At 62.8% G+C, this 13,279-nt stretch carries 14 protein-coding genes, 1 tRNA gene and 1 pseudogene; 14 read left to right on the forward strand and 2 right to left on the reverse strand.

Annotation, left to right across the window (positions count from 1 at the left end; translation table 11 throughout):
- Nucleotides 1-13: 13 nt before the first annotated feature.
- The 4 genes from pal (at nt 14) to K226_RS0111295 (ending at nt 2,272) form a co-directional block, all read left to right on the forward strand.
- Entirely contained in the window at nt 14-553 is a 540-nt protein-coding gene (gene pal, locus K226_RS0111280) for a peptidoglycan-associated lipoprotein Pal (protein WP_024814910.1), read from the forward strand.
- Nucleotides 553-1,323, forward strand: coding sequence for a tol-pal system protein YbgF (gene ybgF, locus K226_RS0111285; RefSeq protein WP_024814911.1), 771 nt, complete (start codon nt 553-555; stop codon nt 1,321-1,323). Before pal ends, ybgF begins: the two co-directional genes overlap by 1 nt.
- Nucleotides 1,320-2,153 (forward strand): ThiF family adenylyltransferase, encoded by an 834-nt coding sequence (locus tag K226_RS0111290; protein WP_024814912.1) that lies wholly within the window; start codon nt 1,320-1,322, stop codon nt 2,151-2,153. Before ybgF ends, K226_RS0111290 begins: the two co-directional genes overlap by 4 nt.
- 43 nt (nt 2,154-2,196) lie before the next feature.
- Nucleotides 2,197-2,272 (forward strand) — tRNA-Lys (locus tag K226_RS0111295).
- 119 nt (nt 2,273-2,391) lie between these two features.
- Here the strand turns inward: K226_RS0111295 and K226_RS19785 are convergent.
- Nucleotides 2,392-2,610: a hypothetical protein gene (locus K226_RS19785; protein ID WP_155886510.1), complete on the reverse strand. Its 219-nt coding sequence runs from the start codon at nt 2,608-2,610 to the stop codon at nt 2,392-2,394.
- A 467-nt stretch (nt 2,611-3,077) separates the two neighbouring features.
- On the opposite strand from K226_RS19785, the gene K226_RS0111305 reads away from it, so the two are divergent.
- The 7 genes from K226_RS0111305 to K226_RS0111335 all read left to right on the forward strand — a co-directional run bounded on the left by K226_RS0111305 (nt 3,078) and on the right by K226_RS0111335 (nt 9,628).
- Nucleotides 3,078-4,124 (forward strand): methionine ABC transporter ATP-binding protein, encoded by a 1,047-nt coding sequence (locus tag K226_RS0111305; protein ID WP_024814913.1) that lies wholly within the window; start codon nt 3,078-3,080, stop codon nt 4,122-4,124.
- A 3-nt stretch (nt 4,125-4,127) separates the two neighbouring features.
- A complete protein-coding gene (locus K226_RS0111310; protein WP_024814914.1) occupies nt 4,128-4,793 on the forward strand; it encodes a methionine ABC transporter permease in 666 nt (221 codons plus the stop codon).
- A 155-nt stretch (nt 4,794-4,948) separates the two neighbouring features.
- A complete protein-coding gene (gene modA / locus K226_RS0111315; protein ID WP_024814915.1) occupies nt 4,949-5,719 on the forward strand; it encodes a molybdate ABC transporter substrate-binding protein in 771 nt (256 codons plus the stop codon).
- A gap of 95 nt (nt 5,720-5,814) precedes the next feature.
- Nucleotides 5,815-6,492 (forward strand): molybdate ABC transporter permease subunit, encoded by a 678-nt coding sequence (gene modB / locus K226_RS0111320; RefSeq protein ID WP_024814916.1) that lies wholly within the window; start codon nt 5,815-5,817, stop codon nt 6,490-6,492.
- Nucleotides 6,458-7,561 carry a molybdenum ABC transporter ATP-binding protein gene (gene modC / locus K226_RS0111325; protein WP_369795432.1) on the forward strand — a complete coding sequence of 368 codons (1,104 nt, stop codon included), beginning with the start codon at nt 6,458-6,460 and terminating at the stop codon, nt 7,559-7,561. Before modB ends, modC begins: the two co-directional genes overlap by 35 nt.
- 75 nt (nt 7,562-7,636) lie before the next feature.
- Complete coding sequence (locus tag K226_RS0111330; protein ID WP_024814918.1) at nt 7,637-8,722, forward strand: DUF6817 domain-containing protein; 1,086 nt, start codon at nt 7,637-7,639, stop codon at nt 8,720-8,722.
- Nucleotides 8,723-8,830: 108 nt separating this feature from the next.
- Nucleotides 8,831-9,628 (forward strand): MetQ/NlpA family ABC transporter substrate-binding protein, encoded by a 798-nt coding sequence (locus K226_RS0111335; protein WP_024814919.1) that lies wholly within the window; start codon nt 8,831-8,833, stop codon nt 9,626-9,628.
- Between the two features lie 140 nt (nt 9,629-9,768).
- Here the strand turns inward: K226_RS0111335 and K226_RS0111340 are convergent, their stop codons facing one another.
- On the reverse strand, nt 9,769-10,410 hold the full coding sequence (locus tag K226_RS0111340; protein ID WP_024814920.1) for an FMN-dependent NADH-azoreductase: 642 nt from the start codon (nt 10,408-10,410) through the stop codon (nt 9,769-9,771).
- A 128-nt stretch (nt 10,411-10,538) separates the two neighbouring features.
- Here K226_RS0111340 and K226_RS0111345 point away from each other — a divergent pair, with 128 nt between their 5' ends.
- From K226_RS0111345 to K226_RS0111355, 3 genes and pseudogenes are all read left to right on the forward strand, one after another.
- The gene (locus tag K226_RS0111345) at nt 10,539-11,486 is read left to right on the forward strand and encodes a LysR family transcriptional regulator (RefSeq protein WP_024814921.1); all 948 of its coding nucleotides are present in this window, start codon (nt 10,539-10,541) and stop codon (nt 11,484-11,486) included.
- Nucleotides 11,487-11,520: 34 nt separating this feature from the next.
- Nucleotides 11,521-12,068 (forward strand): annotated as a pseudogene (locus tag K226_RS18910) (RBBP9/YdeN family alpha/beta hydrolase); the annotation flags it as partial.
- Nucleotides 12,069-12,280: 212 nt separating this feature from the next.
- Complete coding sequence (locus K226_RS0111355; RefSeq protein ID WP_024814922.1) at nt 12,281-13,279, forward strand: sulfate ABC transporter substrate-binding protein; 999 nt, start codon at nt 12,281-12,283, stop codon at nt 13,277-13,279.

Raw genomic sequence — 13,279 nt, forward strand, 5'->3', positions numbered from 1 at the left:
AGAATTTTGGATGATGATCAAACGTATTTCCCTCGCCATTGCCGTCGCAGCCCTCATGGCCGGTTGCAGTTCCGGTGTGAAGCTGGACGATGTTCCAGTCGAAGACAGGTCCGCAATCCCCACCACGGGTGCCAATGGTGGTGCCAATTCCGGCGCCGCCGGGCAAAGCGGCGTGGCGGGCCTCAATATGGGGCAATCTGCACAAGATGCGGCCGGTCCGGTGGGCGTCAGCCGTCTGGTCTATTTTGATTACGACAGCTACGTTATCAAGCCCGAGTTCCAGTCATTGATCGAAGCGCACGCGCGGTTCATCAAATCCAGTGCCAACCGCAAGGTCATGGTGGAAGGTCACACCGATGAGCGCGGTGGCCGTGAATACAACCTGGCCCTGGGCCAAAAGCGCGCAGAAGCCGTGCGCCGTTCGCTGGGCTTGCTGGGCGTTTCCGATAGCCAGGTGGAGGCCGTGAGTTTTGGCAAGGAAAAGCCGGCAGCTCAGGGCGGCAGCGAAGATGTGCACGCGCAAAATCGTCGCGCTGAATTGTCTTACCGTTGATGCGCGCAGCAACGTTTCCAATGACGGCCAAGGCGCTGCTTGCGCTCACGCTCTCATGCGCCTTTGTTTCCACCGGCCATGCCGCGCTGTTTGAGGATGACGAGGCACGGCGTGCCATTCTTGAATTGCGGCAGCGGGTGGACGTGCTGCAACAGGTCAACCAGCGATCGGGGGATGACAATTCGCAGGTAAGACGTTCATTGCTGGATCTGCAGACCCAGATTGAAACGTTGCGCATGGAGCATGCCAAGTTGCGTGGCCAGAACGAACAGCTGCTGCGTGACGTGGCAGACCTGCAGCGACGCCAGAAAGATATCGCTCAAGGTGTGGACGAGCGTTTGCGCCAGTTCGAGCCGGTCAAGGTGACGGTGGATGGGCTGGAGTTTCAGGCAGATGCTGATGAAAAACGCGATTTTGAGGCCGCTCTGGCGGTTTTCCGCGCGGGCAAATTTGCAGACGCCAAAACGGCTTTTGCCGGTTTTGTCCGCCAGTACCCTCGCAGTGGCTATGTGCCATCGGCCCGTTTTTGGCTCGGAAACGCACAGTACGCTGCGCGCGAGTACAAGGAGGCCATTGGCAACTTCAAGGTGTTGTTGTCTGAGGCACCGGGTCACGCGCGCGCGCCCGAGGCTGCGTTGTCGATTGCAAACTGTCAGATTGAACTGAAAGAAACCCGCACGGCCAGAAAAACCCTGGAAGATCTGTTGCGCGACTATCCCCAGTCTGAGGCTGCAGTGGCGGCGAAAGAGCGGTTGTCGCGACTTAAATGACGACAGTGATCGGGCCCGCAGTTATCGCGGTGGAGCAGCGCGAGGCGGAGTCAGTCGCAGATCAGCGACGCCGTTTTGGCGGTCTGGAGCGGTTGTATGGGGTTGCAGGGGCGCAGCGTATCCAGCAGTCCCATGTGGTGGTGGTCGGCATTGGCGGTGTAGGGTCCTGGGCGGCTGAGGCCCTTGCCCGCAGCGGCGTTGGGCACATCACCCTGATCGACCTCGACCATGTGGCCGAATCCAACATCAACCGACAGATTCATGCGCTGACCACCACTGTAGGCCAAGCCAAGGTGTTGGCCATGCAGGACCGCATTGGGCTCATCAATCCCTCTTGCAAGGTGGTGTGCGTTGACGATTTCGTCACACCGGAGAATTGGCCCGGTCTGATTACCGATCCGGTGGATGCGGTGGTGGACGCCTGTGACCAGATCAAGGCCAAGACCGCCATGGCAGCCTGGGCCCGCGAAACGGGGACACTCTTTGTGAGCGTGGGCGCAGCGGGGGGCAAGCGCCATGCGCACAAGGTCGATATCGATGATCTCAGCGCAACCACGCATGATCCCTTGCTGGCGCAGTTGCGCTATCGGCTGCGCAAGCACTACCAAGCCCCCCGTGAAGGACGCAAGATCGGCGTCACCTGCGTATTCAGCCGCGAGGCCGTGGCGGCGCCTGATGCGTCCTGTGCGGTGGAAGGTGATGGAAGTTTGAATTGCCATGGCTATGGCTCGGTGGTGGCCGTTACGGCGACCTTTGGCCAGTGTGCCGCCGGATGGGTGCTCGACAAACTGGCCACCAGCTCCCGACAAGTCAAAAAAATCACGCTATAATTCAAGGCTTTGCAGCAGTAGATAAAACTTCTTTTGCAAACTGGGGACGTTAGCTCAGTTGGTAGAGCAGCGGACTTTTAATCCGTTTGTCGTGGGTTCGACCCCCGCACGTCCCACCAGATAAGCCCCATGGGCGTTGAAAAGCCTGCTACCTAATCAGTAGCAGGTTTTTTTATGTCTGGGCTGGTGACAGTTTGATGACCACTGTGCTGCTGATGCGCCACGCCATCCTGCGCGTCTACGCCTGGAAGCCAATCAGCTGCCGCCCAAGCCTTGTGATGCTGAGTACGTCTGCCGCAGCCCTTGAAGTTGCTGCCACGGCGGAAATTTTTGCCTCTATGTAGCCACGGGACCATAGCCACTGAACCAGCGCGAGTTGGAAGGGATGGGTTACGCGCACGGCGTTTCTGCTGCGTTCCAGCGCAAGGGCGAGTTGTCTGATATATGCGATGGGCATGGCCAATCCTTTGATTTCGCAGATTTCACAGTCGCTCCATTACACGCCGTTCCTGTCGGCACCGGGTTACCAGGTGTCGCAAGGTGTCAGCTTGTCAACCCGCCGTAACGGCGGACGACTGATCGGTCATGCCCTGGCAAGTTTTTTTACATTTTGGCAACGCCCTTTCGGTGGTCAGGCGGCAGTCCGACGGACTGGCATCGAAATTTGCGGGGGGGGGGGGGGCGGCGTCGGCATTGGGGTTGCTGGTTTTGGGGGACTGTCGACCCTGACGCGACACAACGGTGCCCGGGATGCGTCTGCGGCCGATGCGGGCCCACCGCCGCTAGGTTTCTTAATAACCAGATGGTCTTATTACTTTATTTTTCGATATTTTGATTAGTTATGCTTTTTGATTACAGTTCGGGCCTCATTCAACTTCTTGCGCTGCGGCGGCCTTTGGGGCTTCGCGGCGCAATTTCATTTTCATGATCGACTTACGGGACATCACCCAGATTTATCCGGGCCCACAAGGCCCGGTCGAGGCCCTGCGCGGCATCGACCTGCACATCACGCCGGGCGAAGTGTTTGGCATCATCGGGCGCAGCGGCGCGGGCAAGAGTTCGCTGGTGCGGGTGATCAACCTGCTCAACCGGCCCACCAAGGGCGAGGTGATCGTTGCGGGGCGCGATCTCACGCAGCTCAATGACGCGCAGCTGCGTGCCGCGCGCCGCGATATCGGCATGGTGTTTCAGCACTTCAACCTGCTGTCCTCGCGCACGGTGTTCGACAACGCCGCGCTGCCATTGGAGCTGGCCGGCATGGACAAGGCCGCCATTCGCGAGCGTGTGAACCCGCTGCTGGAGCTGGTGGGCCTGTCGGCGCTGGCCGACCGTTACCCGTCGCAGATTTCGGGCGGACAAAAGCAGCGTGTGGGCATTGCGCGCGCGCTGGCCAGCCGTCCCAAGGTGCTGCTGAGCGACGAGGCCACGTCGGCACTCGACCCTGAAACCACGCGATCCATCCTGGCACTGCTGCGCCAGGTGAACAAGGAACTGGGCCTGACGGTGGTGCTGATCACGCACCAGATGCAGGTCATCAAGCAGGTGGCCGACCGTGTGGCCGTGATCGATGCAGGCCGTATCGTCGAGCAGGGCCCGGTGATCGATGTGTTCACGCGCCCGCAACAGGCCATCACCAAGAGCCTGATCGATGAGATCGTGCCGCAGGAGCTGCCCGCCAGCGTGCTGGACCATGTGCGCCATCTGTCGCGCCAGTTGCAGGGTGGCGGCGTGGGCCAGCTGCTGCGCCTGTCGTACTCGGGCGAGCGGGCTTATCAGCCCATCTTGTCGCGCCTGATTCGCGAGCATGGGCTGGACCTGTCCATCCTGCACGGCCAGATCGACGAGATCCAGGACCAGACCTTTGGCTCGCTGGCCGTGTATGCCAGCGGCGAGGGCGCCCGGCTGCAAACCGCCATTGCGCAGTTGCGCGGTGAAGGTGTGGTGGTGGAAGAAGTGACAACGGAAGGCTGAGCGATGTTCGAGAATTTTTCAGAAATGATGCTGGAGCTGTTTGCCACCTCGCTGTGGGAAACCATCGTGATGGTGGGCATCTCGGGCGTGGTGGGTGGCCTGATCGGGATTCCGCTGGGTGTGTTTTTGCGCCTGACCGACCGGGGCGGCGTGCTGGAAAACAGCCCGCTCAACAAGACCGTGGGTTGGCTCGTGAACGCCGTGCGCTCCACGCCGTTCATCATCTTGCTGGTGGCCATCATTCCGTTCACGCGGTTGATTACGGGCTCGTCCATCGGCACGGCCGCTGCCGTGGTGCCGCTCACGCTGGCCGCTGCGCCCTTCATTGCGCGGCTGGTGGAAACCGCGCTGCGCGAAGTGGACAACGGCCTGGTCGAGGCCGCCCAGTCGATGGGGGCCACCACCAGCCAGATCGTGTGGAAGGTGCTGCTGCCCGAAGCGCTGCCCGGCATCGTGGCGGGCCTGACCATCAGCTTCGTCAGCCTCACCGGCTACTCGGCCATGGCTGGCGCCATTGGCGGCGGCGGCCTGGGCGACCTGGGCATTCGCTATGGCTACCAGCGCTTTTTGCCCGACATCATGCTGGCCGTGGTGGTGGTGCTGATCTTCTTTGTGCAGGCCATCCAGAGCCTGGGCGACTGGGCCGTGCGGCGCTTGAGTCATCGCTGATTGCTAGCTAATTGATAGCTACTAGCGCTTTGTGTATAAGCGCTAGAGGCTGTTTTTGCTTGAAACGGACCTGGTCGGATCGACAGGCCCGTTTCTGTTGGGTGGTCATGTCCTGTGCATGGGTGGGCCCGTGTGCGTGCCGTATGCTTGCGGCCATGCCTTTTTTTCGCCCCTTGCTGCTGGCCGGCGCCATGCTTTTTGCGGCCTCCGCCCATGCCGGAAAGATCACCATTGCGGCCGCTGCCGATCTGAAGTTCGCCATGGACGAGATCGTCGCCACCTTTCAGCAGGCCCACAGCGCCGACCAGGTGGACGTCATCTACGGCTCGTCGGGCAAGTTTCACGCGCAGATCCAGCGGGGCGCGCCCTACGACCTGTACTTTTCTGCCGACATCGCTTTTCCGCGTGCGCTGGCCAAGGCCGGGTTTGCCGCTTCTGAGGTCAGGCCTTACGCGGTGGGCCGCATCGTGCTGTGGAGTGCCGCCATGGACGCCCGCCAGATGACGCTGGCCAGCCTGACCGATGCAAGAGTAGCCCGCGTCGCCGTCGCCAACCCCAGGCACGCGCCCTATGGCAAGCGCGCCGAGGAAGCCCTGCGCGCCTCCGGTCTGTGGGACAAGGTCGAGCCCAAGCTGGTCTATGGCGAGAACATTGCCCACGCTGCGCAGTTTGTGCAGTCGGGCAACGCGCAGGTCGGCGTCATCGCGCTGGCCCTGGCGGTCAGCCCCGAGCTGGCCGGCAAGGGCGGTTACTGGCTGATCCCGGACCACCTGCATGCGCCGCTGGAGCAGGGGTTCATCATCACCCGGCGGGCTCAAGGCAACGCACTCGCCCAGCGGTTTGCCGATTACATGGGCAGCCAGGCCGCCCGTGCCGTGATGACCCGTTATGGCTTTGTCCTGCCCGGCGAAGCCGCGGGCAAGTAGGGCGCTGGCATGCGTGCGTGTATGCGTGAGGGCAGCGGCAGCGGCAACGACAACGGCCAGGAGTGCGTTGCGGTTTGGTTATGGGAGCAAACGCCATGTTGACGGACGGTGACCTGCAAGCCATCTGGCTGACTGTGCGCCTGGCAGGCCTGGTAACCCTGATCCTGCTGCTGGTGGGAACGCCGATTGCCTGGTGGCTGGCGCGCACCCCGTCACGCTGGAAGGGGCCCATTGGTGCGGTGGTGGCCTTGCCCCTGGTGTTGCCGCCTTCGGTACTGGGCTTTTATCTGTTGCTGGCGATGGGGCCCAGTGGCCCGGTGGGGCAGCTCACCCAGGCGCTGAACATGGCGCCGCTGCCTTTCACTTTTGGCGGTCTGGTCATTGCCTCGGTGTTTTATTCGTTGCCCTTCATGGTGCAGCCGCTGCAAACGGCTTTCGAGGCGGTGGGCGACCGGCCGATGGAAGTGGCGGCCACGTTGCGCGCCTCGCCGCTGGATGCTTTCTTTACGGTGGCGGTGCCGCTGGCCGCGCCAGGTTTTGTGACGGCCTCCATTTTGACCTTCGCCCACACCGTGGGCGAGTTCGGTGTGGTGCTGATGATTGGCGGCAACCTGCCCGGCATCACCCGCGTGGCCTCGGTGCAAATTTACGACCATGTGGAGGCGCTCGAATATTTGCAGGCACACCGGCTTTCGGCGGTGATGCTGGGTTTCTCTTTTGTGGTGCTGTTGGCCCTGTATGCCTGGCGCCCGCAGCCCCGGAAAGGCGGCTGACATGGGCAGCATCGAAGCACGTTTTCGGCTCGACTGGCCCAACTTTTCCCTCGATGTGGATCTGAGCCTGCCCGTGCGTGGCGTGACCGCGCTGTTTGGGCATTCCGGCTCGGGCAAGACAACGCTGCTGCGCTGCATCGCCGGCCTGGAGCGCGCACCGCAAGGGCGCCTGATGGTGGGTGATGAAGTGTGGCAAGACACCGGCCGCTGGGTGCCAACGCACCAGCGCCCCATTGGCTATGTGTTCCAGGAGGCCAGCCTGTTTGCGCATCTTTCGGTGATGGGCAACCTGCGCTACGGCCTGCGGCGCACCACGGGTGCGCAGCAGGCGGGCCTTGATCAGGCGATTGCGCTGCTGGGAATTGGCCATCTGCTGGACCGCAAACCGGGCACCTTGTCGGGTGGCGAGCGCCAGCGGGTCGGCATTGCGCGGGCACTGGCCGTGAACCCGCGCCTGCTGCTGATGGACGAGCCGCTGGCCGCGCTCGACCTGCAGCGCAAACAGGAAATCCTGCCCTACCTGGAGCGCCTGCGCGGCGAGCTGGACATTCCTGTGCTGTATGTCAGCCACTCGCCCAATGAAGTGGCGCGGCTGGCCGACACCCTGGTGGTGATGGACAACGGCCGGGTGGTGGCCAGCGGGCCCCTGGCGCAAACGCTGGCCCGCATCGATCTGCCCATCACGCTGGGGGACGACGCTGGCGCCGTGCTCGATGGCACGGTGGGCGAGGTGGACCACGGCTGGCATCTGGCGCGGGTGGATTTTTCGGGCGGCAGCCTGTGGGTGCGGGACCACGGCCTGCCCATCGGCCGCCGCGTTCGGGTGCGGGTGCTGGCGCGGGACGTGAGCCTGGCCGAAGAGCCCGGAACCAGCAGCATCCAGAACGTGCTGCGCGGCTGCGTCGATGCCGTGGCTGACGACGGGCACCCGGGCCTTGCGCTGGTGCGCGTGCGCGTGGGTGACGCCATGCTGCTGGCGCGCTTGACCAAACGGTCGGCCGCGTCGCTGGGTGTAGCGCCGGGGCGCACGCTGTGGGTGCAGATGAAATCGGTCGCTTTGATGGAGTGACCTCGGCATGCCAAGCTGCATAGCCACGATACTGTGCGCTTCACGGATGGACACAACCGACGGAGACAAAACACCATGACCCTGCCATTGCACCCCCTGGACCAGCAACTCTTCACCCGCGCCCAGGCGCTGCTGGATGACGAGTGGATCGCCCACGACGCCGACCTGGCCCCGGTTTTGCCCACCGTGCTGGCGCGCAACGTGGGGCAGGACTGGCACAAGGCGGGCACCTTTCGCCACCACCTGGTAGGCGTGGCACGCTCGCTCACGCTGTGGCAGCAGCCGCGGGATGTGCGCCTGCTGGGGCTGCTGCACAGTGTTTATGGCAACGCCTTTGTGGACCTGGTCAAGTTCGACCCGGCCAGCGAGCGGGCCCGCCTGCGCGAGCTGGTGGGCGAATCGGCCGAGCACCTGGTGTATCTGTTTTGCACCCAGTCGCGCACGCAGTTTGTGCAGCGCGTGCTGGGTGGCGCTCTGGAGGCCGATGGCAGCCTGGTGCTCGACAAGGACGGCCAGCGCCATCTGCTCACGCCCTACGAGGTGGCGGCCTTCATCATCGTCAGCATGGCCGACACCATCGAGCAGTGGTTCAGCTGGCAGGACGACATTTACTCGCGCTTTCCCAACGTGCAGCACCGCCCGCAGGCCGTGCACTGGGCCGCATCGCTGTGGCCAGGGCCCATGCGGCCCACGGGGCGCATGTTGCACCAGATTGCCGGGCTGGGGCAGGCGCTGCAGCACCCGGGCCTGCAAGGGCTGCTGCCCATGCCCCCGGTGTTTGCCCATTGCACCAAACACCTGTCGGTGGCGTCCGAGGCGGCGGCCACATCGCTTTATTGGTCGGTGATTCAGCAAGACCAGCCGCTGGTGGAGCTGGACGTGGCCACCGCCGTGCTGGAGCAGGCCGTGCGCCACAACCCCTGGGTGGGCGAGCCGCAGATGGTGCTGGCGCAGCTGTATCTGTCGGCAGGCCGGCGCGACGACGCCAAGCATGCCGCCCAGAGTGCGCTGCAGTGCTTCAGCGCCTGGGGCAACGCATGGGACAAGCGGGTGCAGTGGGATGCCTGGGTGGCCTGGACGCGCATTCTGCTGCAGTCCGCCACCGAGGGCGGCTGGCCCGAGCGGCTGGACAAGCTCAACAACGTGGCCTTGCGCGGGTGACTGATGATTCTTTATTCGATATCGAGCTAAGGAAATAGGAAAACGGTTGTTTGCGTTTTATAGGGCTAACCCTAAGATGCGAGGTATCTCCATACGAAAGGTGTCTCCGTGAACAAGCGCTCCCTGTTGCAATCTGCCCTCACCCTGGCCCTGGCCGCCGGTTTTGCCCCCGGCGCACTGGCGCAAGACAAACCTCTCAAGATTGGTGTGACGGCTGGCCCGCACGCCCAGATTTTTGAGCAGGTGAAAAAAGTGGCCGAAAAAGACGGCCTGAAGATCCAGGTGATCGAGTTCAGCGACTATGTGCAGCCCAATGCTGCCCTTTCGGCGGGCGACCTGGATGCCAACGCCTACCAGCACAAGCCCTACCTCGATGCCCAGGTGAAAGACCGGGGCTACAAGATCGTGTCGGTGGGCTACACCGTCAACTTCCCCATGGGCCTGTATTCCAAGAAGGTCAAGAGCCTCAACGAGCTCAAGCAAGGCGCCCGCTTTGGCCTGCCCAACGACCCCACCAACGGCGGCCGTGCATTGCTGCTGCTGCAAGACAATGGCCTGATCAAGCTGAAAGACGGCGCCGGCCTCAAGGCCACGCCGCTGGATGTGGTGAGCAACCCCAAGAAGCTCAAGTTTGTGGAGCTGGATGCAGCCCAGCTGCCGCGCTCGCTGGACGATCTGGACGCATCGGCCGTCAACACCAACTTTGCCCTGTCGGCCGGCCTGAACCCCAAGAAGGATGCCATCGCCCTTGAAAGCACCAAAAGCCCCTATGTCAACCTGATAGCCGTGCGTGAGGCAGACAAAAACCAGCCCTGGGTGGCCAAGCTGCTCAAGGCCTACCAGTCCGAAGAAATCCGCAAGTTCATCGAGGTGGAGTTCAAGGGTTCGGTGCTGCCAGGTTTCTGATATATGCTATTGAAATAATAGCTGTTAGCGCTTTACCCATAAGGTCTAAGGCCTGTTTTGATTCATAAAGCAAAAAACCCGGCTCAATGCCGGGTTTTTTGCTTTGCACGGGACAGGGCGCGCCAACCGCGCCCTGTGCTTCAGGCAGCTTGCGTTGCCTGAGGCTGGTTGGCAGCGGCCTGGCTGCGAATGGCCTGGGCAGCATCTGCCATGGCCTGGGCTTTGGCGGCGTCGCCCATGGCCACGCCTTCAGCGCGCACAAAGCGCACATCGGTCACGCCGAAGAAGCCCAGCACGACCTTCAGGTAGCTTTCCTGGTGTTCCATCGCCTGGCCGCCTTCGCTGGTCGAATACACGCCGCCACGGGTGGAGGCAATGATCACCGTCTTGCCCTTGGCCAGGCCTTCGGGGCCGTTGGCGGTGTACTGGAAGGTGCGGCCCGGCTGGGCAATGCGGTCAATCCAGGCCTTCAGCTGGGTGGGAATGCTGAAGTTGTAGAACGGGGCGCCAATCACCACCACGTCGGCCGCCAAAAACTGGCTGACCAGTCGCTCGGACACAGCGTTTTCGCGCTTTTGCACTTCGCTCAGGCCGTCGGTCTGGCCGGTGCGGGGTGCCATCGCGTCCATGGTGAAGTGGGCTGGGGCATCGGCCACCAGGTCCAGGTAGCTCACCTGGGTGCCAGGGTGGTTGGCCTGGTAAGCGGCCACGATCTGCGCGGTGAGCTGGCGCGAAACGGAATGGGCACCGGTGATGGCGGAATCAATGTGAAGCAGTTGCATGAGGATCTCCGGAAGTTTGTAAGAGAGCCACCACATGTGGCCATGGGGTCAATTGTCGATAGATATCGTTTTGTTGATAAGCCAGCAAAATTGCGATAGATTGTTCCATCCATAGAACAATGACTGCCATGCAAGACCTGAACGACATGTTGTATTTCGCAGAGGTGGTGGAGCGCGGCGGCTTTGCTGCGGCCGGGCGCGCCCTGGGCGTTCCCAAATCGCGCCTGTCACGGCGTGTTTCCGAGCTGGAGGCGCAGCTGGGCGTGCGGTTGTTGCAGCGCACCACGCGCAAGCTTGCGCTCACCGAGGTGGGCGAAGCCTACCTGCGCCACTGCCAGGCCATGCGCGAATCGGCCCAGGCCGCTGCCGACACCGTGGCCCAGGTGCAGACGGCGCCGCGCGGCACCATCCGCGTGAGCTGCCCCGTGACCCTGGCGCAGACGGTGCTGGCGGAGCTGATGCCGCAGTTTCTGGCCAGTTTCCCCGAGGTGCGGGTCGAGATGCAGGTGAGCAACCGCGCGGTGAACCTGGTGGAGGAGGGCATTGATGTGGCGCTGCGCGTGCGGCCATCGGTGGACGACAGCGGCAGCATGGTGGTCAAGCGGCTGGACCACGCCACCCAGATTCTGGTGGCCAGCCCCGAGCAACTGATTCGCCAGGGCACCCCAAAGACGCTGGAAGACCTGGCCCGCATGGACAGCATTGCCATGTCGGCGCCCGACGGTCGTTCTACCTGGAACCTTATTGGCCCTGGCGGTGCGCACCAGACGGTGCAGCACCAGCCGCGCTATGTGGCCGATGACCTGCTCACCCTCAAGATCGCCGCCATGGCGGGCACCGGCATCTGCTGGATGCCCGACTACATGTGCCAGGACGAAATGCGCGCGCGCAAGCTGGTGCGGGTGCTGCCCGACTGGGCGCCTGCGCCTTCCATCGTGCATGCGGTCTTCCCGTCGCGCCGAGGCTTGTCACCAGCGGTGCGGCGTTTTCTGGACTATCTGGGCGAGGCCATGCCTGGCCGCAGCAGCCAGGCAACCCGGCAGGCCTTGCAAAAGCGCGGTGACGCGGACACCTGAAGCAGGGTGTCAATGCCGGGTTTTGCGCTACTAAAGCCTTTGGGCCGATCGCCTGCCCAATGCCCGACGCGTGGTGCAGGACGACTGGGTTCGCCCACGCGGCTGGCCTGGGTTGGGCAACTCGAAAAAACCGTGCTGGCCGCTCCGAACCCCGTGGTCATCGTGGCGCACAGCCTGGGCTGCATTGCCACCACCCACATGGGCTCCGACGCTGCGGCCCGCGTGTGCGGCGCGCTGCTGGTGGCCCCGGCCGACCCGGAGCGCCGCGCCGTTTTGAGTGACTTTGCCCCGGTGCCCTTTGCGCCGCCGCCCTGTCGCAGCATCGTGGTGGCCAGCAGCAACGACCCCTTCTGTCCCATCCGCCTGGCAGGCGCCTATGCGCGGGCCTGGGGCAGCGAGTTCGTGCACATGCAGAACGCCGGGCACATCAACATCGACTCGGGTCACGGCGAGTGGCCACTGGGCTGGGCGCTGCTGCAGTCGCTGCAAGGCGATCTGGCCCGTGGTGTGGCGCATTCCCCCGGCACCGTGCAGGTGTCTGCCGCAGCGGCACAGCAGGCCGCCGGGCTTGAGTGCTCATAAAATAATAGCTGCTAGCGCTTTCTGCATAAGCGCTAGAGGGTATTTTGGCTTGATATTTTGATGGGCTCGGCGCATTGCCAGTCGCAAGCAGGGCTGCGGGTTGAAATTTCTATATACCCAATTTCGATTAATTAACAAGAATATATTCTTTTGAGTTTTAAGCAGGGCTCAGCACAATGCCCCATCAACCGTTTTTGATCAGGCGCGCAACCATGACTTCTTTGAAACTCAAGACCCTCCTGGCCACGTTGGCCCTGGCCGCGAGCGGCGCATCCATGGCGCAGCAGAGCTTGCTGAACGTGTCGTACGACGTGGCACGCGAGTTCTACAAGGACTACAACGCCGCCTTTGCCGCGCACTACAAAAAGACCACCGGCCAGGACGTCAAGATCGACCAGTCGCACGCCGGCTCCAGCGCCCAGGCGCGCGCTGTGAACGATGGCCTGGCCGCCGACGTGGTGACCATGAACACCACCACCGACGTGCAGTTTCTGGCCGACAGCGGCGTGGTCGCGAAAGACTGGTCCAAGAAGTTCCCGCACGACGCATCGCCCACCACATCGACCATGCTGTTTTTGGTGCGCAACGGCAACCCCAAGGGCATCAAGGACTGGGACGACCTCATCAAGCCCGGTGTGCAGGTGATCGTGGTCAACCCCAAGACCGGCGGTAATGGCCGCTACGCGTATCTGGCCGCCTGGGGCGCCGTGCGCGAAAAGGGTGGCACCGAGGCGCAGGCCGCCGAATTTGTGGCCAAGCTCTACAAGAATGTGCCCGTGCTGGCCAAGGGCGGGCGCGACGCCACGGCCACCTTCTTGCAGCGCAACATTGGCGACGTGCTGATTACGTTTGAATCCGAAGTGGTGTCGATCGACCGCGAATTTGGCGTGGGCAAGGTCGATTCCGTGTACCCGTCGGTCAGCGTGGTGGCCGAGAACCCTGTGGCCGTGGTGGAGCGCACGGTTGCCAAGAAGGGCACGGCGCAGCTTGCCAAGGCTTACCTCGACTACCTGTATTCCGATGAAGCGCAGGAAATCGCGGCCAAGCACGCAATTCGCCCCCGCTCGGAAGCCGTGCTCAAAAAGCACGCTGCCACGTTCAAACCGCTCAAGCAGTTCACGGTGGCCAAGTACTTTGGTTCGTTGACCGAAGCGCAGAAGGTGCACTTCAATGACGGCGGCCAGTTCGACAAAATTTACAGCACCAAATAA

It is taken from the genome of Acidovorax sp. JHL-3 (assembly GCF_000526295.1).
Taxonomy (GTDB): Bacteria; Pseudomonadota; Gammaproteobacteria; order Burkholderiales; family Burkholderiaceae_C; genus Acidovorax; species Acidovorax defluvii.